The sequence below is a fragment of the Clostridium cellulovorans 743B genome, assembly GCF_000145275.1.
Lineage (GTDB): Bacteria > Bacillota > Clostridia > Clostridiales > Clostridiaceae > Clostridium_K > Clostridium_K cellulovorans.
Window position 1 is genome coordinate 148,803 of sequence record NC_014393.1, and the last position, 24,974, is coordinate 173,776.

The 24,974-nt window shown below is 36.1% G+C and carries 13 protein-coding genes, 3 tRNA genes and 5 rRNA genes; 16 read left to right on the plus strand and 5 right to left on the minus strand.

Annotated features, from left to right (window positions below; genetic code table 11):
- Positions 1-245 precede the first annotated feature (245 nt).
- The 4 genes from CLOCEL_RS00560 (at position 246) to tnpA (ending at position 4,063) form a co-directional block, all read left to right on the plus strand.
- Positions 246-3,150, plus strand: a 23S ribosomal RNA gene (locus tag CLOCEL_RS00560).
- Positions 3,151-3,219: 69 nt separating this feature from the next.
- Positions 3,220-3,336 (plus strand): 5S ribosomal RNA (rrf, locus tag CLOCEL_RS00565).
- Between the two features lie 5 nt (positions 3,337-3,341).
- Positions 3,342-3,417, plus strand: a tRNA-Lys gene (locus CLOCEL_RS00570).
- Between the two features lie 172 nt (positions 3,418-3,589).
- Positions 3,590-4,063, plus strand: a complete 474-nt coding sequence (tnpA, locus tag CLOCEL_RS00575; RefSeq protein WP_013291570.1) for an IS200/IS605 family transposase — start codon at positions 3,590-3,592, stop codon at positions 4,061-4,063.
- A 423-nt stretch (positions 4,064-4,486) separates the two neighbouring features.
- Here tnpA and CLOCEL_RS00580 read toward each other — a convergent pair whose 3' ends face one another.
- Complete coding sequence (locus tag CLOCEL_RS00580; protein WP_010077598.1) at positions 4,487-5,893, minus strand: DUF2334 domain-containing protein; 1,407 nt, start codon at positions 5,891-5,893, stop codon at positions 4,487-4,489.
- Between the two features lie 247 nt (positions 5,894-6,140).
- Positions 6,141-6,998: a methylenetetrahydrofolate reductase [NAD(P)H] gene (metF, locus tag CLOCEL_RS00585; protein WP_010077597.1), complete on the minus strand. Its 858-nt coding sequence runs from the start codon at positions 6,996-6,998 to the stop codon at positions 6,141-6,143.
- A gap of 674 nt (positions 6,999-7,672) precedes the next feature.
- Between metF and CLOCEL_RS00590 the strand changes: the two genes are divergently transcribed.
- The 8 genes from CLOCEL_RS00590 (at position 7,673) to CLOCEL_RS00625 (ending at position 16,433) form a co-directional block, all read left to right on the plus strand.
- Positions 7,673-9,187 (plus strand): 16S ribosomal RNA (locus CLOCEL_RS00590).
- Positions 9,188-9,580: 393 nt separating this feature from the next.
- Positions 9,581-12,485, plus strand: a 23S ribosomal RNA gene (locus tag CLOCEL_RS00595).
- 69 nt (positions 12,486-12,554) lie between these two features.
- Positions 12,555-12,671, plus strand: a 5S ribosomal RNA gene (gene rrf / locus CLOCEL_RS00600).
- The 16S, 23S and 5S rRNA genes sit together here with 2 tRNA genes alongside, the layout of an rRNA operon.
- 5 nt (positions 12,672-12,676) lie before the next feature.
- A tRNA-Phe gene (locus tag CLOCEL_RS00605) sits at positions 12,677-12,752 on the plus strand.
- A 5-nt stretch (positions 12,753-12,757) separates the two neighbouring features.
- Positions 12,758-12,832, plus strand: a tRNA-Cys gene (locus CLOCEL_RS00610).
- 175 nt (positions 12,833-13,007) lie between these two features.
- Positions 13,008-14,123: an acyltransferase family protein gene (locus CLOCEL_RS00615; RefSeq protein WP_010075334.1), complete on the plus strand. Its 1,116-nt coding sequence runs from the start codon at positions 13,008-13,010 to the stop codon at positions 14,121-14,123.
- A 565-nt stretch (positions 14,124-14,688) separates the two neighbouring features.
- Positions 14,689-15,528 carry an amino acid kinase family protein gene (locus CLOCEL_RS00620; protein ID WP_242655196.1) on the plus strand — a complete coding sequence of 280 codons (840 nt, stop codon included), beginning with the start codon at positions 14,689-14,691 and terminating at the stop codon, positions 15,526-15,528.
- A gap of 122 nt (positions 15,529-15,650) precedes the next feature.
- On the plus strand, positions 15,651-16,433 hold the full coding sequence (locus CLOCEL_RS00625) for a phosphorylase family protein (protein WP_010075336.1): 783 nt from the start codon (positions 15,651-15,653) through the stop codon (positions 16,431-16,433).
- A gap of 326 nt (positions 16,434-16,759) precedes the next feature.
- Here CLOCEL_RS00625 and CLOCEL_RS00630 read toward each other — a convergent pair whose 3' ends face one another.
- Complete coding sequence (locus CLOCEL_RS00630; protein WP_010075337.1) at positions 16,760-17,686, minus strand: S66 peptidase family protein; 927 nt, start codon at positions 17,684-17,686, stop codon at positions 16,760-16,762.
- Between the two features lie 884 nt (positions 17,687-18,570).
- Positions 18,571-19,524: a magnesium transporter CorA family protein gene (locus CLOCEL_RS00635; RefSeq protein WP_010075338.1), complete on the minus strand. Its 954-nt coding sequence runs from the start codon at positions 19,522-19,524 to the stop codon at positions 18,571-18,573.
- A gap of 501 nt (positions 19,525-20,025) precedes the next feature.
- Between CLOCEL_RS00635 and CLOCEL_RS00640 the strand changes: the two genes are divergently transcribed.
- Positions 20,026-20,526, plus strand: coding sequence for a hypothetical protein (locus tag CLOCEL_RS00640; RefSeq protein ID WP_010075339.1), 501 nt, complete (start codon positions 20,026-20,028; stop codon positions 20,524-20,526).
- Between the two features lie 120 nt (positions 20,527-20,646).
- Here the strand turns inward: CLOCEL_RS00640 and CLOCEL_RS00645 are convergent, their stop codons facing one another.
- Positions 20,647-21,819: a zinc-binding metallopeptidase family protein gene (locus CLOCEL_RS00645; RefSeq protein WP_010075340.1), complete on the minus strand. Its 1,173-nt coding sequence runs from the start codon at positions 21,817-21,819 to the stop codon at positions 20,647-20,649.
- Positions 21,820-22,206: 387 nt separating this feature from the next.
- Here CLOCEL_RS00645 and CLOCEL_RS00650 point away from each other — a divergent pair, with 387 nt between their 5' ends.
- The 3 genes from CLOCEL_RS00650 to tmk all read left to right on the plus strand — a co-directional run bounded on the left by CLOCEL_RS00650 (position 22,207) and on the right by tmk (position 24,855).
- Positions 22,207-22,410, plus strand: a complete 204-nt coding sequence (locus tag CLOCEL_RS00650; protein WP_010075341.1) for a sigma factor G inhibitor Gin — start codon at positions 22,207-22,209, stop codon at positions 22,408-22,410.
- Entirely contained in the window at positions 22,392-23,834 is a 1,443-nt protein-coding gene (locus tag CLOCEL_RS00655) for an aminotransferase class I/II-fold pyridoxal phosphate-dependent enzyme (protein WP_010075342.1), read from the plus strand. The genes CLOCEL_RS00650 and CLOCEL_RS00655 overlap by 19 nt, the downstream gene beginning before the upstream one ends.
- 382 nt (positions 23,835-24,216) lie before the next feature.
- On the plus strand, positions 24,217-24,855 hold the full coding sequence (gene tmk / locus CLOCEL_RS00660; protein ID WP_010075343.1) for a dTMP kinase: 639 nt from the start codon (positions 24,217-24,219) through the stop codon (positions 24,853-24,855).
- Positions 24,856-24,974: the final 119 nt, after the last annotated feature.

Sequence of the window (24,974 nt, forward strand, 5' to 3'; positions counted from 1 at the left end):
TTGTTCTTTGAAAATTGCATAAGATATTAAAAACCAAGTAAAGTTATTTATATAAACTTTGTATAATTAAGACTAATTTAATTTGATAAGATTAACCGATAACGTGTTAATTAGACCAAATTAAAAAATTGATAGAACCAAGCAGTGCGAGGAACTGAAAACTCGAGGAAGCGGAGTTTACTTATGTAAATGAGCACCGCAGAGGCGAAAGTGACGAAGCAATGCGCAGGTTATAGCAATTTTTAGGTTAAGCTACAAAGGGCGTATGGTGAATGCCTTGGCACTAGGAGGCGAAGAAGGACGCGATAAGCTGCGATAAGCTTCGGGTAGGCGCAAATAGCCAGTGATCCGGAGATTTCCGAATGGGGAAACCTATGCATCAAACGATGTATATCCTGTAGTGAATACATAGCTACATGAAGCCACACCTGGGGAACTGAAACATCTAAGTACCCAGAGGAAGAGAAAGAAATTCGATTTCCTAAGTAGCGGCGAGCGAAAGGGAAAGAGCCCAAACCAGAGATTTATCTCTGGGGTTGTGGAATACTCATAAAAGCTAGAGTTTGTTATTCGAAGATAGCTGGAAAGCTAAGCCATAGAGGGTAATAGCCCCGTAGGAGAAAGCGAATGATAGCGAGAGTATATCCAGAGTACCACGAGACACGTGAAACCTTGTGGGAAGCAGGGAGGACCACCTCCCAAGGCTAAATACTACCTAGTGACCGATAGTGAAGAAGTACCGTGAGGGAAAGGTGAAAAGAACCCCGGAAGGGGAGTGAAATAGAACCTGAAACCGTATGCCTACAACCGGTCGAAGCACCATATGAGTGTGACGACGTGCTTTTTGTAGAACGAGCCAACGAGTTACGGTATGCAGCAAGGTTAAGTACTTAAGGTACGTAGCCGAAGGGAAACCAAGTGTGAACAGCGCGACTAGTTGCATGCCGTAGACCCGAAACCGGGTGACCTATCCATGGCCAGGTTGAAGCGAGGGTAAAACCTCGTGGAGGACCGAACCACATTGGTGTTGAAAAACCATGGGATGAGCTGTGGATAGCGGAGAAATTCCAATCGAACTCGGAGATAGCTGGTTCTCCTCGAAATAGCTTTAGGGCTAGCGTCGGGTAAAATGAGTAATGGAGGTAGAGCACTGAATGAGCTAGGGGCTGACAACAGTTACCGAACTCTATCAAACTCCGAATGCCATATACTTTTACCCCGGCAGTCAGACTGCGAATGATAAGGTCCGTAGTCAAAAGGGAAAAAGCCCAGACCATCAGCTAAGGTCCCCAAGTGTAAGTTAAGTGGAAAAGGATGTGGGATTTCTAAGACAACTAGGATGTTGGCTTAGAAGCAGCCACTCATTTAAAGAGTGCGTAATAGCTCACTAGTCAAGAGATCCTGCGCCGAAGATGTCCGGGGCTCAAACTTACCACCGAAGCTATGGACTCCGTAAGGAGTGGTAGAGGAGCTTTCTGTATGGGCAGAAGCAGTACCGGAAGGAGCTGTGGACTGTACAGAAGTGAGAATGTTGGCATAAGTAGCGAGAATTAAGTGAGAATCTTAATGGTCGAAAACCTAAGGTTTCCTGGGGAAGGCTCGTCCGCCCAGGGTTAGTCGGGACCTAAGCTGAGGCCGAAAGGCGTAGGTGATGGACAATCGGTTGATATTCCGATACTACTATTAGCGTTATTATCGATGGGATGACGCAGGAGGATAGGGTGTGCCAACTATTGGATGTTGGTCTAAGCATTTAGGGGTGTACGTAGGCAAATCCGCGTGCTAATACTCTGAGGTGTGATGGGGAGCGAAATTTAGTAGCGAAGTACCTGATTCCACGCTGCCAAGAAAAGTCTCTAGAGAGCAAAATAGTACCCGTACCGCAAACCGACACAGGTAGGTGAGGAGAGAATCCTAAGACCAGCGGAAGAATTACAGTTAAGGAACTCGGCAAATTGACCCCGTAACTTCGGGAGAAGGGGTGCCTAGCGCAAGCTAGGCCGCAGAGAATAGGCCCAAGCAACTGTTTAGCAAAAACACAGGTCTCTGCTAAAGCGAAAGCTGATGTATAGGGGCTGACGCCTGCCCGGTGCTGGAAGGTTAAGGGGATTGCTTAGCGCAAGCGAAGGCATGAACTTAAGCCCCAGTAAACGGCGGCCGTAACTATAACGGTCCTAAGGTAGCGAAATTCCTTGTCGGGTAAGTTCCGACCCGCACGAATGGCGTAATGATTTGGGCACTGTCTCAACTGTAAATCCGGCGAAATTGTAGTGCAAGTGAAGATGCTTGCTACCCGCGATTGGACGGAAAGACCCCGTAGAGCTTTACTGTAGTTTAGCATTGAGTTTCGATATTGTCTGTACAGGATAGGTGGGAGACTGGGAAGTAGGGCCGTCAGGTTCTATGGAGTCAACCTTGGGATACCACCCTGACAGTATTGGGATTCTAACGGAAACCCATGAATCTGGGTGCCGGACATTGTTAGATGGGCAGTTTGACTGGGGCGGTCGCCTCCAAAAAAGTAACGGAGGCGCCCAAAGGTTCCCTCAGAACGGTCGGAAATCGTTCGAAGAGTGCAAAGGCAGAAGGGAGCCTGACTGCGACACCTACAAGTGGAGCAGGGACGAAAGTCGGGCTTAGTGATCCGGTGGTTCCTCGTGGGAGGGCCATCGCTCAACGGATAAAAGCTACCTCGGGGATAACAGGCTGATCTCCCCCAAGAGTCCACATCGACGGGGAGGTTTGGCACCTCGATGTCGGCTCGTCGCATCCTGGGGCTGGAGAAGGTCCCAAGGGTTGGGCTGTTCGCCCATTAAAGCGGCACGCGAGCTGGGTTCAGAACGTCGTGAGACAGTTCGGTCCCTATCCGTCGCGGGCGTAGGAAATTTGAGAGGAGCTGTCCTTAGTACGAGAGGACCGGGATGGACTGACCTCTGGTGTACCAGTTGTTCCGCCAGGAGCATGGCTGGGTAGCTATGTCGGGAAGGGATAAACGCTGAAAGCATCTAAGCGTGAAGCCCACCTCAAGATTAGATTTCCCATAGCGTAAGCTAGTAAGATCCCTTGAAGAACACAAGGTTGATAGGTGAGGGGTGTAAGCATGGTAACATGTTCAGCTGACTCATACTAATAGATCGAGGGCTTAACCTAAACAAAGTTTTTAATATCTATGCAATTTTCAGAGAACACTCTGAGCTTTAAAAGAAATTTTAAAGTGTATCCAGTGATTATGCCTGGTAGGTAACACCCGTTCCCATTCCGAACACGACGGTTAAGCTACTAAGGGCCGATGATACTGCAGGAGAGGTCTTGTGGGAAAGTAGGTTGTCGCTGGGTTCTATGCTCCACTAGCTCAGTCGGTAGAGCACATGACTTTTAATCATGTTGTCCGGAGTTCGATTCTCCGGTGGGGCACCAAAAACCTAAGTACAAAAGTACTTAGGTTTTTTTATTGTTTTACGAATACCACAGGTTTTACCTGTGGTTCTAAAAAGCTTCTAGCGATGAGTAGAAAAAAAGAATACCTCCAATGTAAAATGGTAGTAGGTTTGCCGACCACAACCAAAAGTACAAAGGAGGTATATCCGTAATGGATAATAGTAGTTTAGCACATAGTAAATGGAATTGTAAATATCACATAGTCTTCGCACCAAAGTATAGGAGACAAATCATATATGGAAAAATAAAAGCGGATATAGGGGTAATACTTAGAAAGTTATGTGAACATAAAGGAGTAGAAATTATTGAAGCAAATGCATGTAAGGATCATATACATATGCTTGTAAGTATACCTCCGAAGTTAAGTGTCTCTCAGTTTATGGGGTATTTGAAAGGTAAGAGTTCATTGATGATTTTTGACAGACATGCAAATTTGAAATATAAATATGGGAATAGGCAATTTTGGTGTAAAGGCTATTACGTTGATACAGTTGGAAGAAACAAAAAGATAATAGAAGAATACATAAAGAATCAAATACAGGAAGATTTAGCATATGAACAAATGAGCTTGAAAGAATTTATTGACCCGTTTACGGGTGAATCAGTAAACAAAGGCAAAAAATAAAGCACCTTTTAGGTGCAGCCAGTAAAGGTATGCGGTTGGCAAACCGCTCAATGTGCGAGTAGCACGGCCAGTAACATGCCCTTATAGGGCTAAAGCAAACCACCCGTTTGACGGGTGGTCCTGATTTTTTTACAGGAAAGAATAAAATCTAAAAACTGTATATAACTTAATATAACAATTTGAAAAGTGAAATTATATATAACAGTCATTATTGAACATATATCAAAGATCTATGGATATATTGAAAATTAATATATCTTATGAAGATTATTTATTGAAGCTTGTACGATAAAAAACTTCTTTAAACAAAAGCCTAATAGAACATAAACTTTTGTGCTTAAAGAAGTTGATTTATTATTAAATTTTTCAATTATAGGCGTTATTATATATGATCCTGGTAATAGCGTTTATTAACAGATTTAATTATCTTATTTTATCTATAGTTATAGTTGAATAATTATTATCTTTTAAAGTTTTAAGTATCTTGTGCATAGGAGATTCAGAAGAATATGTGTAACTTACATATCCATCAGTCTCAACATTAAACTTTATGTAATCAAATTCTTTCATAGGGTGATAGAAAAAACTAGCTAATGAGCCTTTTTCACGATTATTAATTCTATCAATTAAGTCATCAACATCTTGATCATGCATATAACCTAAAGGTGCAGGGACATAAATTGTAGTTTTGTTTCGCCTACTGACTATAGGCATTTTATTCCATATACCAACACACGGCTCATAGATGTAATGAAAATAATTCTCTATTACTGATTGTTGCAATTCTGTTGCAGCATAATGTGGTGATTCAAAAAACGTAATAGGTATATTTAATTTATTTGCTGTTTCTAAAGCCGATTGAATTATTTTTTTAGTAGACACAATATCATTATTATTGTTTTTATCTAATTCGGTGCTAACAATACTTGTCTCACTATCGTGCTGGTGTGTATAACCATGAGCACCTATTATAGCACCTCTATATATTAAATAATCTAGCATATTAACAAACTGAGCATTAGCAATATTTGATATTTCTAAAAGATCATTATCTATACCTTGAGAAGGTTCTCTGTACCTAGGAATCCAAGCTACATGAAATTTCGTTCCCTCTGAATAAAAGTAATCGGCTAAAGCTTTCATTTTTTTCAGGCTATCGTTACAGAGCATTACAGATCCAGCTGATACATCTTCTAGTCTTATTAAAGCTGCAGTGCCTGATTGCTCAGAAGCTTTAGTGATTATAGGAGTCCTTGATTTAAAGAGAGAAACTTCATTAGCATCATAATTCCAATCATCAACTAAATTGAATATGTATTCCAAGTCTGAAAGGGACAAATATATTTTGTCATTTTTTAATATAATTCCGCCTCTCAATATAAAGGATGAACCATCATCTACTTTTACAGCATAACTATCTTTAAAAACTGTGTATTTAATGCTATTATAAAATACATTAATAGAGTTGACACGCTCAGTATAACTTCCGCCTAATAACGTAAGCATTACATCTAAAGGTAGATAATAGCGTTGAGCTGACGCATAAAGCTCACAGTTAAATGTTATGCGAGTTCCTTCATATTTAAAGGTTATATTATTTAAAGGTTCAACTTTAGCTATAGGGCTAATGTGAGTAGTTTTCTCTATAATGTTATAATTTTCGTTTAGTTTAGGCCCAAGTAATACATTGTTTGATACTTTCAAATCTCCCTTTGAAACAATTAAGTCTTTGTTTAAGGGGTTTATCGATGGTGCTAGTAGTATTGAAGATAAAACAAAGATAATGGATAATGACATACAGTATCTAATTATAAATTGTATTTTCTGCATAAGTCCTCCTGATGAATGTATTATGTAGTTTATAATTTTTTCTATTTAGGCTTTGGATCTCACATTTATTATATATATGTTAAATAGATTTTGTCAAAAAAGGAGAGATATATAAATAACAAGTAATACGGAGATTTATGAGAATTTAAGAGTAAATATTAATGTAAAAAGTTAATCTTGAAAGGTTTATAGTATAAAAATCTCAATAATAAAAACTCCTCATAATTAAGTTGAGGAGTTTTGGGTACTAGGCATTTCTTAATCCGGTAATATTGTCTAGAATTCTTTTAGCATTTTCAGGTTTATTCATTATATAAAGATGAATACCGTCAACATCATGACACATCAAATCTATAATTTGATCAATTGCATAAGCTATACCAGCATCTTTTAAAGCTGACGGATTATGTTCATATTTCTCAAGTATTTTTTTGAATTTTGGTGGCACATTACAACCTGAAAGTTGAATAATACGTTCAAACTGAGCTTTATTAATTACAGGCATTATACCAGCTAATACTTTTGTGTTAACATCAGCTAACTCTAATCGTTCTTGAAAGTTAAAGAACATAGTATTATCTAAAAACAATTGAGAGATTAAAAAGTCGCAACCTAAAGCTGTCTTTTGTTTAAGTTTCTTTATGTCATAAACATTAGAAGGTGCTTCTGGATGTTTTTCAGGATAGCAGGCAGCGCCTACACAAAAATCGCCAAGGCTCTTGATTTCAGGTATTAAATCTGAAGCGTACTTGTAGTCATCATATATAACTTCGCTAGGAATATCGCCTCTTAGTGCTAATATATTTTCTAGATTATTCTCTTTCATTTCATCTAGAAGAGAAGCTATCTCATCTTTTTTAGAATTAATACATGTAAGATGTGTTATTACTTCTAGGTTATATTCACTTTTAATTTTCTTTGATAATTTAACAGTATTATCTCTAGAACTTCCGCCAGCACCATAAGTAACGCTTACGAAGTCTATATCTAAACCATTTAGGTTATCCAAAGTATTTATTATATTATCGAAAGAATCTGTTTTTTTAGGTGGAAAAAGTTCCACCGAGAAAGATTGTCTATTATCTAGTATATCTTTAATTTTCAAAAGAATTAGCCCCCTTAATATAAAATAAAGCTGCTCCTTAGATAAGAAAACAGCTTGAATTTTTGTTTTCTTTTTTTACTGAAGAATTGAATATAGATGAAAATATCAGATAGTTGTTTTTATACAGATGATAATTCATATATTTTTATAATATTGTTATATAATTTTACATTATAAAAAGCAACAATTCAATATCTGTCAAATTTCAATAATAAAATATAAATAAGATGATATTTTATGACATATAGGTCTTATTATTGAAACTACATCAAAACCCTGTAGAAGTATTTAGACGTTGATATATATATATAAATAGAACTTTATTTATAAACTACACCAAGTGTATCACAAGTAATATTACAGTGATATTGTGAGAAAAATGAAGATATATAGACTTAGTTTAACTACATGAGCCAAGGTATTAAGGAAGCATAGTTAATTATTTGTTAGAATTGTCTTCGTTGCGTGAGGCAATGATAAATAACTCTTAACAAATTAATTAAAAAAAGTTGTTGACAAAGAGTTTTGAAGTTGATATACTAAATAAGCTGTCGGATGACAGTAAGTAAGTTGAAAAAATGATTGATCTTTGAAAATTGAACAGAAGAACAAGACCAGACAAATTCTGAGGTTTTAAAATAAAAACCAAAGTCAAGATTTAAACTCAAACAATTTAAATTGAGAGTTTGATCCTGGCTCAGGACGAACGCTGGCGGCGTGCTTAACACATGCAAGTCGAGCGATGAAGCCCTTCGGGGTGGATTAGCGGCGGACGGGTGAGTAACACGTGGGCAACCTGCCTTGTAGAGGGGGATAGCCTTCCGAAAGGAAGATTAATACCGCATAAAATGCAATTCTCGCATGAGAGATGTATCAAAGGAGCAATCCGCTATAAGATGGGCCCGCGGCGCATTAGCTAGTTGGTGAGGTAACGGCTCACCAAGGCGACGATGCGTAGCCGACCTGAGAGGGTGATCGGCCACATTGGAACTGAGACACGGTCCAGACTCCTACGGGAGGCAGCAGTGGGGAATATTGCACAATGGGGGAAACCCTGATGCAGCAACGCCGCGTGAGTGATGAAGGCCTTCGGGTTGTAAAGCTCTTTGATTAGGGACGATAATGACGGTACCTAAAGAACAAGCCACGGCTAACTACGTGCCAGCAGCCGCGGTAATACGTAGGTGGCAAGCGTTGTCCGGATTTACTGGGCGTAAAGGATGTGTAGGCGGATTTTTAAGTGAGATGTGAAATACCCGAGCTCAACTTGGGTGCTGCATTTCAAACTGGAAGTCTAGAGTGCAGGAGAGGAAAGTGGAATTCCTAGTGTAGCGGTGAAATGCGTAGAGATTAGGAAGAACATCAGTGGCGAAGGCGACTTTCTGGACTGTAACTGACGCTGAGGCATGAAAGCGTGGGGAGCAAACAGGATTAGATACCCTGGTAGTCCACGCCGTAAACGATGAATACTAGGTGTAGGGGTTGTCATGACCTCTGTGCCGCCGCTAACGCATTAAGTATTCCGCCTGGGGAGTACGGTCGCAAGATTAAAACTCAAAGGAATTGACGGGGGCCCGCACAAGCAGCGGAGCATGTGGTTTAATTCGAAGCAACGCGAAGAACCTTACCTAGACTTGACATCTCCTGAATTACCCGTAACTGGGGAAGTTACCTCTTTGAGGTGACAGGAAGACAGGTGGTGCATGGTTGTCGTCAGCTCGTGTCGTGAGATGTTGGGTTAAGTCCCGCAACGAGCGCAACCCTTATTGTTAGTTGCTACCATTTAGTTGAGCACTCTAGCAAGACTGCCTGGGTTAACCAGGAGGAAGGTGGGGATGACGTCAAATCATCATGCCCCTTATGTCTAGGGCTACACACGTGCTACAATGGCGAGTACAACGAGACGCAAGACCGTGAGGTGGAGCAAATCTATAAAACTCGTCCCAGTTCGGATTGTAGGCTGAAACTCGCCTACATGAAGTTGGAGTTGCTAGTAATCGCGAATCAGCATGTCGCGGTGAATACGTTCCCGGGCCTTGTACACACCGCCCGTCACACCATGAGAGTCGGCAACACCCGAAGTCCGTGAGGTAACCGTAAGGAGCCAGCGGCCGAAGGTGGGGTCGATGATTGGGGTGAAGTCGTAACAAGGTAGCCGTAGGAGAACCTGCGGCTGGATCACCTCCTTTCTAAGGAAAATGACACAGTAGTTTTACTTGTAAGACACTGTGTCCACTGGGTCTTTCTTCTGTTCAATTTCCAGAGATCAAAGCCTAACGGCTAAGAGATTTGGAAGTCTTTTTTATGTAAAGCGAAAGCTTGTATAAAAAGGAAAAGTTGTTCTTTGAAAATTGCATAAGATATTAAAAACCAAGTAAAGTTATTTATATAAACTTTGTATAATTAAGACTAATTTAATTTGATAAGATTAACCGATAACGTGTTAATTAGACCAAATTAAAAAATTGATAGAACCAAGCAGTGCGAGGAACTGAAAACTCGAGGAAGCGGAGTTTACTTATGTAAATGAGCACCGCAGAGGCGAAAGTGACGAAGCAATGCGCAGGTTATAGCAATTTTTAGGTTAAGCTACAAAGGGCGTATGGTGAATGCCTTGGCACTAGGAGGCGAAGAAGGACGCGATAAGCTGCGATAAGCTTCGGGTAGGCGCAAATAGCCAGTGATCCGGAGATTTCCGAATGGGGAAACCTATGCATCAAACGATGTATATCCTGTAGTGAATACATAGCTACATGAAGCCACACCTGGGGAACTGAAACATCTAAGTACCCAGAGGAAGAGAAAGAAATTCGATTTCCTAAGTAGCGGCGAGCGAAAGGGAAAGAGCCCAAACCAGAGATTTATCTCTGGGGTTGTGGAATACTCATAAAAGCTAGAGTTTGTTATTCGAAGATAGCTGGAAAGCTAAGCCATAGAGGGTAATAGCCCCGTAGGAGAAAGCGAATGATAGCGAGAGTATATCCAGAGTACCACGAGACACGTGAAACCTTGTGGGAAGCAGGGGAGGACCACCTCCCAAGGCTAAATACTACCTAGTGACCGATAGTGAAGAAGTACCGTGAGGGAAAGGTGAAAAGAACCCCGGAAGGGGAGTGAAATAGAACCTGAAACCGTATGCCTACAACCGGTCGAAGCACCATATGAGTGTGACGACGTGCTTTTTGTAGAACGAGCCAACGAGTTACGGTATGCAGCAAGGTTAAGTACTTAAGGTACGTAGCCGAAGGGAAACCAAGTGTGAACAGCGCGACTAGTTGCATGCCGTAGACCCGAAACCGGGTGACCTATCCATGGCCAGGTTGAAGCGAGGGTAAAACCTCGTGGAGGACCGAACCACATTGGTGTTGAAAACCATGGGATGAGCTGTGGATAGCGGAGAAATTCCAATCGAACTCGGAGATAGCTGGTTCTCCTCGAAATAGCTTTAGGGCTAGCGTCGGGTAAAATGAGTAATGGAGGTAGAGCACTGAATGAGCTAGGGGCTGACAACAGTTACCGAACTCTATCAAACTCCGAATGCCATATACTTTTACCCCGGCAGTCAGACTGCGAATGATAAGGTCCGTAGTCAAAAGGGAAAAAGCCCAGACCATCAGCTAAGGTCCCCAAGTGTAAGTTAAGTGGAAAAGGATGTGGGATTTCTAAGACAACTAGGATGTTGGCTTAGAAGCAGCCACTCATTTAAAGAGTGCGTAATAGCTCACTAGTCAAGAGATCCTGCGCCGAAGATGTCCGGGGCTCAAACTTACCACCGAAGCTATGGACTCCGTAAGGAGTGGTAGAGGAGCTTTCTGTATGGGCAGAAGCAGTACCGGAAGGAGCTGTGGACTGTACAGAAGTGAGAATGTTGGCATAAGTAGCGAGAATTAAGTGAGAATCTTAATGGTCGAAAACCTAAGGTTTCCTGGGGAAGGCTCGTCCGCCCAGGGTTAGTCGGGACCTAAGCTGAGGCCGAAAGGCGTAGGTGATGGACAATCGGTTGATATTCCGATACTACTATTAGCGTTATTATCGATGGGATGACGCAGGAGGATAGGGTGTGCCAACTATTGGATGTTGGTCTAAGCATTTAGGGGTGTACGTAGGCAAATCCGCGTGCTAATACTCTGAGGTGTGATGGGGAGCGAAATTTAGTAGCGAAGTACCTGATTCCACGCTGCCAAGAAAAGTCTCTAGAGAGCAAAATAGTACCCGTACCGCAAACCGACACAGGTAGGTGAGGAGAGAATCCTAAGACCAGCGGAAGAATTACAGTTAAGGAACTCGGCAAATTGACCCCGTAACTTCGGGAGAAGGGGTGCCTAGCGGAAGCTAGGCCGCAGAGAATAGGCCCAAGCAACTGTTTAGCAAAAACACAGGTCTCTGCTAAAGCGAAAGCTGATGTATAGGGGCTGACGCCTGCCCGGTGCTGGAAGGTTAAGGGGATTGCTTAGCGCAAGCGAAGGCATGAACTTAAGCCCCAGTAAACGGCGGCCGTAACTATAACGGTCCTAAGGTAGCGAAATTCCTTGTCGGGTAAGTTCCGACCCGCACGAATGGCGTAATGATTTGGGCACTGTCTCAACTGTAAATCCGGCGAAATTGTAGTGCAAGTGAAGATGCTTGCTACCCGCGATTGGACGGAAAGACCCCGTAGAGCTTTACTGTAGTTTAGCATTGAGTTTCGATATTGTCTGTACAGGATAGGTGGGAGACTGGGAAGTAGGGCCGTCAGGTTCTATGGAGTCAACCTTGGGATACCACCCTGACAGTATTGGGATTCTAACGGAAACCCATGAATCTGGGTGCCGGACATTGTTAGATGGGCAGTTTGACTGGGGCGGTCGCCTCCAAAAAAGTAACGGAGGCGCCCAAAGGTTCCCTCAGAACGGTCGGAAATCGTTCGAAGAGTGCAAAGGCAGAAGGGAGCCTGACTGCGACACCTACAAGTGGAGCAGGGACGAAAGTCGGGCTTAGTGATCCGGTGGTTCCTCGTGGGAGGGCCATCGCTCAACGGATAAAAGCTACCTCGGGGATAACAGGCTGATCTCCCCCAAGAGTCCACATCGACGGGGAGGTTTGGCACCTCGATGTCGGCTCGTCGCATCCTGGGGCTGGAGAAGGTCCCAAGGGTTGGGCTGTTCGCCCATTAAAGCGGCACGCGAGCTGGGTTCAGAACGTCGTGAGACAGTTCGGTCCCTATCCGTCGCGGGCGTAGGAAATTTGAGAGGAGCTGTCCTTAGTACGAGAGGACCGGGATGGACTGACCTCTGGTGTACCAGTTGTTCCGCCAGGAGCATGGCTGGGTAGCTATGTCGGGAAGGGATAAACGCTGAAAGCATCTAAGCGTGAAGCCCACCTCAAGATTAGATTTCCCATAGCGTAAGCTAGTAAGATCCCTTGAAGAACACAAGGTTGATAGGTGAGGGGTGTAAGCATGGTAACATGTTCAGCTGACTCATACTAATAGATCGAGGGCTTAACCTAAACAAAGTTTTTAATATCTATGCAATTTTCAGAGAACACTCTGAACTTTAAAAGAAATTTTAAAGTGTATCCAGTGATTATGCCTGGTAGGTAACACCCGTTCCCATTCCGAACACGACGGTTAAGCTACTAAGGGCCGATGATACTGCAGGAGAGGTCTTGTGGGAAAGTAGGTTGTCGCTGGGTTCTATGGCTCGATAGCTCAGTCGGTAGAGCAGAGGACTGAAAATCCTCGTGTCCCTGGTTCGATTCCTGGTCGAGCCACCAGAAATGGCGCCATAGCCAAGTGGTAAGGCAGAGGTCTGCAAAACCTTTATTCTCCAGTTCAAATCTGGATGGCGCCTCCAAATAGAAGTAGTCTAATCAGTGATTAGACTACTTTTTTCGTGCGTCCATTTTCTTTGATTATAGACACTTATATAGCTCTTTGAGTTTGAAAATACTACAAATTGCAAAAAATCATGTTCTGCAAATAAACGTTTAAGTAGAAATGTTTACGAATATTAAAAAGGAGAATATTTAATGACTAAAGAACAAAATTATATAAAAAATAGAGTAGAATCACTTGATTGGTTAAGAGGTTTAGCTGCTTTATCTATAATGCTTTATCACCTCTATTCTTGGGAGGTAGCACCATTATATGCAGATTCTTTGTTAGGTAGGTTTGGGATTTATGCAGTATCGATTTTTTTTATTTTATCAGGATTAAGCATGGCTATAGTATACAGTGACTTTATTAAGGATATTAAAACTGCAATTGCCTTTTTAATAAGGCGTATTTTTAGAATATGGCCATTATTATGGGTTGTAACGACTTTTAACTTTATTATTAATATTAAAAGTGGATTTTCTACTGAGCAAATTTTTGTTTATATAGCTAATATAACTACTATATTTGGGTTTATTAAGCCTGAAGCGTATATTTCTACAGGTGCTTGGTCCATCGGTAATGAGATGGTTTATTATGTAATTACAATAATAATAATAATGGCTTATAGAAGAAAAAAGCTATATGGAAATATATTGTTTGTAGCTTCCCTTATAATTGGATATTTATTTGCGTTTAAGTTTCTTAATCCTAATATGGAATTAGCAAAACAATGGATAATATACATAAACCCTTTTAATAATCTTTTTTTCTATATCGGAGGAATAGCGATTTATTATAATTTAAAAAGAATTGACTTTAATAAATACTTTAATAACATTAGTTTATGTGTGGCTATGGGATTGTTTAATTTCATTCCTGTATGTGGAAACCAAATTTTTATAACTACATCGATATGGAGAGTTGTTTTTTCAGCATTAAGTTTTATAATTGTTATTGGATTCTATAAGTTAAAATTAGATATGCCTAAATTTATTGGAAAACCATTTGAACTATTTGGAATAGCAACATTTGGTGTGTATCTCATACATCCAGTGGTTTATTACGTTATTAAAAAGCTTATTAGTGAAAAACTTAAATTATCGGGTTATGGAATGATGGGAACTATAATGATAATCATTAGTGTATCTTTGATAACAATTCTATTAGCATTGGTAAGTTATTATAAATTTGAACTAAGATTTATGAAGTATGGAAAGAGATATTCAATGATATCTAAAAAAGAAAAGAATAGAAACTTATCAATATGAACATTGCCATTTTGTTATATACAATAAACTGGTGATATATATAAGTAGGAATATAACAGGACAAGCTGAGTGAAAGTTACAATATAATTTAGATAGACTTGGGAGTTTGTTAATACAAGAAAAGGCCATTGCACAAATTAAATGTTCATTATTACATTATGTAATTTTATTTTGATATTGTCTAATTTTTCGATATACAAAAGTATTTTAGGAATATATTTCTGAATTGATGGAGAGGATTGAAGTTAATTTCCATAACAAAATATCATAACAACAGAAACTGGGCAATATAAAACTGTTATGAAAAATTAAAATATATGATAATGGCTCAAATAAAATTTTGTAGATAGGTAGCATAGATTTATCAGGAGAGTATCATCTAATAATATAAGAGGTGTTTCATTTAGTTGGAAAGCCTATTGATAAGTTTGGATTACTAGTAAAAAAAGTGTTATAATTAAAAAAGTACTAGTTAAAAATTGTATTTAATAATAACATTTTTGTTTTTATATATAAATATATATTAATTTACTATATTAAACATTAATCGTTATTTGTTGAAGGGGTGGTAAACTTGAATTTTGATTGTGAACTTGTTGGCAAGGTTGGTTCAATGGCATTAATTAGAAAAGGCGAATATGATATAGACTATAATGTTTTTAGTAGATTAGGGAAGGAACTTTATCCAGGATGTATATGGGTAAGTTCTGGAGCTGTTGAAATTGGTCGTATTGATTATATGAAAAGAAACAACCTAAATGAAATCGAAAATTATGATATTGAAGAAGTTAAATCGAATTATGCCTCACAAGGGCAAGCGATTCTCATGGAAAACTATAGAAAGTTTATTAACCCCAATTTTTCAGTAAGGCAGCTTTTAGTGGAACACCATCATTTTAATGATGTGGAAAAAAGAGAGTTTATAAGGAAGTTGCTGCTTAACTCAATAAAACAAAATGCAATACCAATAGTAAACTATAATGATTCTGTTAGTAATGAAGAAATAAGAAAAATGGAACTTTATAACTTAAGGTTAAATCAAGACAAAGTTGTTGAATGTATTGATAACGATGAAACTGCTTCAGCAATATCAGTATTAGTAAAGTCAAAATATTTATTGATATTAACATCAGAAATAGGTTTGTTAAAGGATCCAAGAGATACTAAAACATTAATTAGGGAAGTAGAGGGAAAAGACACTTATGAGCTAATTGACCACATAAGTGAACTTCAACAATATTGTATTGGAGCAAGCAGAGAAGGAGCAAATGGTATGAAGGCAAAGCTTGAATACTTAATTGAGCCTATAAAACAAGGTACTACGGTAATTATTGGACATTCAAAATATGGTATATCTGATTTAATCAAAGGAAATGTGGAAAGAACAATATTCCGTGTAAGATAGGAGAGTGTGATACTGTAGGATATGAGAAACTTTATGTTTTTTATAGAAGGGTATGCTACAGTTTTTGGAAATATAATTTAGGTACAATGTATTTAAATTATATTACACTAAGGGGAATAAATATGACTATATACGATAAACTTAAAGCTAATATGGAGAAGTTTAGTGGATGTACAGACTTCTTGTATAATATATATGGTTTAGATGAAAATGAAGAATATGAAGCCATTATTTTGGCACCATCTTGGAAACCGGAAAAGATTTTCAAGAATTTCAATGTAGAAATTGACGTGGTCAAGGAAGGGGCAGATTATAAAGGGTATGTTATACATATAGATGGTAAAAAATATGGATATATACAAACTGGATGTGGTGCATCTAATATTGTAGATTGTTGTTTAACATTGGGATGTACCAAATGTAGCAAGGTTATTTTTATAGGTGCAGTTGGAGCATTAAAAGATGATATGATGTTGGGTGATATTATCACTCCTTCAAAGTCTATTGCTGGTGATGGTGCATCACTTTATCTGTATGAAAATATATCTGTTGATAATTTTCAACAGTTAGTATATCCCAAAGCACAGGTAGTAGAAAATGTACGGATAGCTTCTAAGAAGCTTGGGATTGAGTTAAAAGAAAAAGTGGTATATTGTACGGATTCTATATTTTGTGAGTACTTTCATTTGAATGAAATAATGAAATTAGGTAGTGAAGCTATAGAAATGGAAACAGCAGCATTTTATCGTTGTATGGAAATCATGAATAAAGACGGAATTGCACTTTTATGTGTTTCAGATAATTCAGCTACAGAAAATGCATTTGTTGGTAGATGTGAAGAAGACACAAAGAAATTTCATGAAAGTAGAGAAACTTTAATTCCCAAATTGATATTAAGTTTATAAAGTGTTTATTAATAGTTAAAGGGAAACGCTACATTAATATAGTTCTTAATTAGAAAACTCGGAAAGTATTATTTCCGAGTTTGTTAGTACTTTCTATTTTAATTTATATAGCTTTTAACAATGGTTTTACACTTAGTGTATAGGATTCAATAAATATTTCTATATTAAATATATATACTGTTTATAAAATCGATGTAGATTTTTAATGGGAATGTATATAAATTTTAAAGGTTTAGTGAAAGTACTTATTATAGAAAGCTGTATAAAAGTATTTATGATAAAAAACCGAGCGAACATATTTAGTATAAGTTATTAAATAAAAATAATTAGGATAAAACTTTAACCACAGGCTCAAGAACTTTAATTTCACTAGTATTGCAGTTAAGTTGAATTTTTGCACCTATTGGTATTGTTATTTTAGGATTACCATGGCCAGACATGAAATGGCTTATTGTAGGCTTATTTAATGAGAAAATCCTATCCTCTATAACTTGAGGAAGGGTAAAACTTCTATCATAGTTTGAGAGTCCACAATCCTTGAATTGACCTAATATAAAGCCTTTGCATTTATCGAGCTTTCCAGAATGAATTAGTTGAGTAAACATTCTATCTATTCTATATGGTGCTTCACCAACTTCTTCTATAAACAAAATCTTATCAGTAGTTTCTATTTCGTAAGGGGTACCAAGGGAACTGCAGATCATCGCTAGATTGCCGCCTACGATTTCACCTTCAACTATTCCATTAACACTACACTCTAAAGCTAAGTAATCAGGATTTTCTAGTAAATAAGTAGCCTTAGATTCTGTTAAGGTACTTAGGAAGCTTTTTAGTGTATATTCGTCATTTATATCTGAGTTTATCATTGGACCATGGAAAGTTATAAGACCTGTTAGCTTGTTTATATAATTTAATAAGATAGTTATGTCACTAAAGCCTGTAAAGATTTTAGGATTGCTCTCAATGATGTTCATGTCTATATAATCTATAATTCTCATGGAGCCATACCCGCCACGCATGCACATTACCATTTTTACTTCGGGATCTAGGAACATAGCCATAAAATCTTCAGCTCTATTTTTATCATTGCCAGCTAAAAAGCCATACTTATCATAAACATGGTTTCCTATTTTAACATTGAAGCCTAGTTTTTTTAGGCAAGATATGCCGTTATCAATTATTTCTTTTCTTTCTCCACTAGCAGGGGCTACAATTCCTATGGTATCGCCAAGCTGAAGTTTATCTGCAATCATAAAGACACTCCTTTATAAATAATACCTGGTATATAGATAACCACGACAACAACCTAAATTATTTAGGACACCTTTTAGTGTATTTCAAAGATATACAAGGATTTATTTAATGAATAGTAGCCATAACTAAAAGTGTTCAAAAATATTTTTGACGTTAGGACAAAGAATCAAAGTGATGAATTTGGTCAATAAGTTAAATTTAGGATAGGGGTATCTATATTAGATTCCACTCTGAAATGTTAGCTTATTTAAATGATTTATTGGAAGAATCTTTAACTTTGATGAGTCTGTTAGTTATCTCACAAAAAATAGAGATTTATGAGTAAAGCATTTGATTAAGAAACTCTATATATGAATTGACGCTGAAGTTTTAATTCACTCACAAGATTCAATTCTTAAGATATCCAAGAATTTTTAACTATATTTTAAAGTTGCAAGACAATTAAGTTTATAAACAACTTAAATTTTAGTTTAATATGCATATTGATATAGTTTATGATTTTAGGTTTGCAATTGTGAATCGGCAAGGGGGCATGGTTATGCTTCTAAGATAACTGAGTTACATTGGAACTATGATGTTCCCAAGGGTGATGAAAAATATTCCAAATGCTAAGATTGGGGGTGGATAGTTTAATTTTAGAACTTAGAGGGTTATATGTGTAGAGATGAGTTTATAGCAATACTCTATAGGTGCATTTATAACAATTCTCTATGGCTGTATTTTTAAAACGACAAATAGAAAACACCATAAAGCTAAGCTGCTATATGGTGTAGAAAATACTTTAATTTAGTTGTTATACTGGTTGTGGTATCTAAAATTTAGGATACTGAGTTTTAGTCATTTTTCAAGAAATCATGTGATACTGTTGACTATTGTTATATAATTATTTGAACAATCCTCTTCGGTTTAAAAATAGGATCGTGAGAAGCGTTGAACCAAGTATTATGGATATTACGATAGCAAAACCACCACCAGACTCATTAACAGAGAAAGGTAAACCTGTTATATTCATACCGAATATACCTGAGATTATATTAGGTATTGCCATAGCTATAGTTACAGAAGTTAAAAACTTCATTACTGTATTAACATTATTATTTATTATATTTGCAGAGGTGTCCATTGTTGCTTGAAGGATGCCACCATATATCTGGGTCATTTCGATTGCCTGTTTAGTTTCGATAATAACATCTTCTAAAAGTTCTTTATCTTCTTCATATTTCTGAGCAAATTCTAGCTTTGATATTTTTTCTAGGGTTACTTCATTAGATTTCAAGGAAGTCGAAAAGTAAACCGTGGAATTCTGCAAGGAAAGTAGCTGCATTAGAACTTTGTTATTCATGGATTTATGAAGTTTTCCTTGTAGCATCAAAGATTTTTTATTTATTTGTCTTAGTGAAGAAAGATAGTAGCTAGATACTCTATATAATATCTGTAAAATAAAACGTGAGCGTTTAAAGGTATAAAAAGATTTAATTTTATCAGTTATAAAATCATTTAAAATCCTACTGTTTTTAATACATATTGTGATTATATAAGAATCCGTATGAATTATCCCAAGGGGGTAAGTATCGTAAGTTAAAGAATTTTCTTCAACTTCTGTAAACGGAATATCCACTATTATTAGGGTATTGCCATCCTCTACATCTAAACGAGAAGTTTCTTCGTCATCAAGAGCAGCTTTTAGAAAGTCTAGTGGAACGCAAGTCTTTTTTGATATTAATATTAACTCTTGATCGGTGGGAGCAACTAAATTTATCCAACTTCCCGGTTCTACAGAATTAATTTTTATCAAGTTATCGGATAGGTCTAAGTCGCTTTTATAAATTGAAATCATATTCTCACCTTCATCTAGATATATTTTGTTATTTAGAATAAGCTGCTGTGTTAATTAAATTATAAAATCATTGAAGTTAGTACATTATAGTATGAAATTGTTAGACACATAAATAAGTATTTTCAATAGATAAAATTAGTTAGCACAACGGTTATAATAAAAATATCTCATGAATATATTATATAATTTTTATAGGTGTTTAGAAATAGCTATAAAAACTTTAAAAAATAATATGAAAAAAATCACTGGGAATATATAAATAATCAAAAGAAAATGATTTCATTTATAAATATAGTAATGCAAAGCTAGGATTAATGCAATAGAAAGAAAAATAAAGAAAGAAGAACCTGAAGCATTAGAAAATGAGATAAACTTAATTGGTAAATCAATTGAATGATATTTAATGTTTTTTAGTGAAATTTATGATTCGCTAAAGCTAGTAAGTCTTAGTATAATCATCTATATATTAATTTCTATTAAGAAAGTTTTAGGAGAACAAATATGTATAATGAGATGGTTACCCATAAAAAGCTGCCCATGGTAATTATTTGGATAGTTCTTTTATTATCATTAATAGTTGCAAAAGAGATTATAGCAAGCTACTCATCTATGGAGAGTACAATACGTATAGTTTTAGAAGTATTTTTACTTATTATAGGGAGTGTGGGGACATGCTATCAAATAAGAGTCTGTAAGATAAAATACAGATATTCTGTAATAGCTAATGAACTCATTGTAAAGAAAATAATTGGACGAAAGAAAAAGGTACAAGAAATTGTAAAACTTGAGGATATAGTTTTTTTAGGAAAAGCAAATGAATGCAGAAGTTTAACAAATAAATTTTGTCATAAATATATATGTTTATCTTGTAGTAATGAAAAATATTGTTGTATATATAATTCTGGAAAGAAGATTAAGAAATTTTTCTTTCAACCAAGCGGAGCATTTGTGGAAAAATTGAACCATTGTGTTTATCTTAATTGCACTACAAAAACAGTATAGAAAACGAGGCTGGTATTAATTTACTGGCCTCGTTTTTTTACAAGAATATAAATAATTGGGGGGAGAGTTACTTTTCATAAAATATTATGAGTATAAGTTGGAATCTAAGTCTGGAACTCTTCAATAGGTTACATCATTATTTTTCATATAGTCATGTAGTTCTTTTTTTGCTTCAGCAATTAAATCTTCTCTAGCCAAAAGATCATAGCCTGTAAAAGCTAATGCCTGTATTGTTTTAAATAAATTTTCCTCTACTTCTGTAGATACGGATAACTCTGCAAAGGCCTTACTATATGGCTCTATAGAGTTATCTTTAACTACTGATACAAAAGGACTTATTGTAGGAACTACGACACTTACGCTACCAAGACTCATGCCTAAATGAGTATCTCTTGGTGGTGCGATATTTATTATTCCTGCTTCTTTTAGATTATGTGAGAAAAGTCTTCCTAAAACTTTATTTGATACAAGTTCTTCACAAGGAAGCTCATGTAGATGGATTTCACTATCTACATTCATAATTTCAGCTGTATTTTTTACAAAAATTCGTATTTTCTTATCTACATCTTTTAATGTTTTCATAGTTTTTGCTTTGATATAGAAAGTTATTTTTGTAAGAGTTGGGGAAAAATAAGGGGTTGAAGGTGAGTTTATGGATATACCATTTATAAAACAACTATCACCGTAACCATTAATCAATACGTTTAAGCCATTAAGTGTATACAAGCAAGCGTCTAAGGAAGAATAGAAGCCATTATTGTTATAATATTTATCTTTAGTTGTATAGTTTATTTCTATAGGTAATACAGCTAAGGAAGTACCGCTTTCTGCTGTAACTACGTGAGGTCTTGCAGTTAGTACTGTATCTATATCTTCAAAGGCACCTTGTTTTACTAAAATTGATTTTGAGCCACCTTTAAGTTCGCCAGGACAGCCTATTACTATTACAGAGCCACCTATTTTGTCAATGGAATTTCCTATGGCTATAGCAGCACCTACAGACATTGTAGTTCTTAAATTTGTCGCTAGAATATCACCTACATTTGAATCAGAGTCATATTCGCATAAAAAACATATTTTTGGATGCCCATCTCCTTTTTGTGCAAAGAATGAAGTTTTTATATCTAAATAATTTTCTGTTATATTAAAGTTGTTCATAGCAAGGAATTTACTTATAAGCTTGGCATTATTGCATTCATGATAACTTTCCTCACAGCAATTATGTAAGGTGTGAGAAAATTTCAAAAGTTCATCCTTTACAGTTGATAAGTAGGTTATCATCTCTTGTTTCATAATGACTCCTCCAATTAAAAAAATGTTGTAAAATTATTTTTCCCTACTTTTTTTATATTATAAGCCAAAGTTAGAGACAGTGAATAAAATATATATTAGGAGTCCATAATTAGATAAAATAAAATTTTCATATATGATGAAATTTTATTTAGTGAAGAACCTAATTGATTAAAGAATTCTAATATTGAAGAGTTTTGATGTTAGAATCCTAATATGCAAGAATTCTAATGTTAAAGAATTTTAGATGAAAGAATTATAAACTAAAGAATTTTAAGTCAAAAAACTTTAAATAAAAAAATTTGAAAATTAAAAACTTTAGATGAAAAGATTTTAAAACTGAAGCAGAAAATCCTGATGATCTTAAAGTTATATATAAGGAGAATTGCTATGAAGTGTATTGTATGTGGTAAATCAATTCAAGAGGGGATAATAGTAAATAGCAGATTTATATGTTTAAAATGTGAAGAAAGAATGGTAAACTCTAATATAGATACGGATTTTTACAACTATTTTATTGATGTTTTAAAAAAGAGCAGAATTAATAAATTAGACACTAAAGGAGAGAGTATTAATTGTCAAAATCGCCTATAGTCGAAGAGGTTTTAAGTTATTATGAAGAGGATAACATTCTATTTTGTATGCCAGGACATAAGAAAGGCTTTGGATTTACAAGAGATTCCCTTGGAGAAAAGCTTTTTAATTGCTTTATACAAAGTGATATAACAGAGGTTGAGCCTTTAGATAATTATCATAATCCACAAGGGATAATAAAGGAAGCGGAAAACCTTTTAACAAAGTTTTATGGAAGTTATAAAAGTAAGTTTCTTGTTAATGGGAGTACCAGTGGCAATCTTGCAATGATTTTTTCGGCCTTCGAAGAGAATGATAAAGTTATAGTTGAAAGAAACTGCCATCGTTCTGTACTAAATGCAATCATCCTAAGAAAGTTAAATCCTATATATATAGAGAATAGTTTTATAGAGTCATTAGGTACTCCTCTATCTATAAATGAAGAGGATTTTTTTCATGTTTTAAATAATAATCCTGATGCTAAGGGAATTATATTAACCTATCCAAACTATTATGGGGTATGCTGTGATTTGAAGAAGATAATAAAAATTTGTCATGAAAGAAATATGGTAGTTCTTGTAGATAGTGCTCATGGAGCTCATTTTGGTATCCATGAGGATATACCACAGAGTGCAGTTAAATTAGGAGCAGACGTAGTTGTAACTAGTGCGCATAAGACTTTGCCAGCATTGACCCAGGGATCATATATACATATAAATAATAAAATGTTAGAAGATAAATGTAGTTTTTATATAAGTGCGTTTACTACTACAAGCCCATCGTATTTAATAATGTGTTCTTTAGACTATAGTAGGTATTACTTAGAAGCTTATGGAAATGAAGACTATGGAATGCTTTTAGGATTGTGTAGAGAATATAGAGAAAAAATAAGTGAAATTCCTAAGTTCAGTATTCTGGAGAGGAAACATATTTCAGGGAAAGCCTATGATATAGATGAAACTAGGTTTGTTATAACGCTAGATAATGGTTATAGTGGGCATAAACTTCTTGAATATCTAAGAACAAATAAGATACAGGGAGAAATGAGTGATGACAGAAGTGTTGTGCTTTTATTTTCAACTTTTACCAGAAGAGAAGAATTCGAAAGTTTATATCAGGTTATCAAAGCTTGCGATATGTTAGAACTTCAAGATGAAGATTCTATTAAACATATATCTATGCCAAAAGGGCAACAAGTAATTTGTCCTTATGAAGCTATTGAACTTAAAGGGGAATATATAGATTATAAGAAATGTGAAAATAAGGTTGCGTTAAAAGCTATAGTACCGTATCCACCAGGTGTGCCGCTAGTTGCCATTGGTGAGAGGATTACAAAGGCAATAATAGAAGTAATAGAAAAGGCCTTGAAAAATAAGCAACAAATTTTAGGTGTTACGGATAACAAGGTATATGTAGCAGATTTGCATAGGTTTCCACAGCCATAACTAAAAATATTTTTATTGCTACGATAAGGAAATAGGTAGAGAGATCTATTTGCTGCTACGATAAAGAAGCAAGGAAGTAATTTTAAGCTATGGAAATCTATATAGGATTCATAATCAAAGCTTGATTCGCCCATAAGCTTTGTTTTTTTCTGAGGAATTAATCAGAAGTATTAAAGTTGCAAATCTCCCCAATAAATCATCTGAGGAAATTAGAATTTCAGCGTGGAACCATATATAGAAGAAGGTTATTAAAAATAGGGGAAATATTGCATAGGTTACAAAGTAAAGACTCAAAGAACTATTGATTAAATAAAGATGGGAGGAAGTCTGTCAAAATAAGTGTTATAAAGTTTATGAAGTTTTGACGACGATTAGGTTTATTATGGAGGGAAACAATAGAAATAATAGAGGATATCTAATAACAATAGAAGGTCCAGATGGATCTGGAAAGTCTACGCAAATTGAACTGTTGAAGAAATATTTCAATGATAGAGGCTATGAAGTTGTGACCACTAGAGAACCTGGTGGGACAAAGATAAGTGAAAAAATCCGAGAACTTATTCTTGATAATGATAATGAAGAGATGAATGGAATTTGCGAAGCATTACTTTATGCTGCATCTAGAGCCCAATTGGTTGAGCAGGTGTTAAAGCCAGCAATATATGAAGGGAAGATTGTATTATGCGATAGGTTTGTACACTCATCTCTTGTGTACCAAGGTTATGCAAGGGAGCTTGGAGTAAATCAGGTGCTAAACATAAATGAATTTGCATTAAATGGGCTTAAAGCTGATTTAACTATAATGATTGATATTCCTTATGAATTAGGTATAGAGAGAAAGCGAAAACAGAAAAAACTTGATAGGTTAGAAAATGGTGGTGACGAATTCCACAACAAAGTTTTCAATGGTTATCAGCAAATTGTAAAAACCATGAAAAATGTCGTAATAATAGATGGAACAAAGGCTGTAGAAGAAATACATAAAGATATAGTGAAAACAATAGCAGAACTTAATATTTAGTTGTTGAATCTAGGTTTAATCTAGTTATAAGTTATGATAAAATTAAGATGTATAGTAAAATCCAAGGTTTTTATAATAAATGTAGTATCTAAATACTGATGTAAAGATAAACTATAGCT

Excerpts from the sequence above, each read along its gene's own strand:
- tnpA (WP_013291570.1), top strand. The coding sequence starts at position 3,590 with ATGGATAATAGTAGTTTAGCACATAGTAAATGGAATTGTAAATATCAC.
- CLOCEL_RS00580 (WP_010077598.1), bottom strand. The coding sequence starts at position 5,893 with ATGCAGAAAATACAATTTATAATTAGATACTGTATGTCATTATCCATT.
- CLOCEL_RS00615 (WP_010075334.1), top strand. The coding sequence starts at position 13,008 with ATGACTAAAGAACAAAATTATATAAAAAATAGAGTAGAATCACTTGAT.
- CLOCEL_RS00625 (WP_010075336.1), top strand. The coding sequence starts at position 15,651 with ATGACTATATACGATAAACTTAAAGCTAATATGGAGAAGTTTAGTGGA.
- CLOCEL_RS00630 (WP_010075337.1), bottom strand. The coding sequence starts at position 17,686 with ATGATTGCAGATAAACTTCAGCTTGGCGATACCATAGGAATTGTAGCC.
- CLOCEL_RS00635 (WP_010075338.1), bottom strand. The coding sequence starts at position 19,524 with ATGATTTCAATTTATAAAAGCGACTTAGACCTATCCGATAACTTGATA.
- CLOCEL_RS00640 (WP_010075339.1), top strand. The coding sequence starts at position 20,026 with ATGTATAATGAGATGGTTACCCATAAAAAGCTGCCCATGGTAATTATT.
- CLOCEL_RS00645 (WP_010075340.1), bottom strand. The coding sequence starts at position 21,819 with ATGAAACAAGAGATGATAACCTACTTATCAACTGTAAAGGATGAACTT.
- CLOCEL_RS00650 (WP_010075341.1), top strand. The coding sequence starts at position 22,207 with ATGAAGTGTATTGTATGTGGTAAATCAATTCAAGAGGGGATAATAGTA.
- tmk (WP_010075343.1), top strand. The coding sequence starts at position 24,217 with ATGGAGGGAAACAATAGAAATAATAGAGGATATCTAATAACAATAGAA.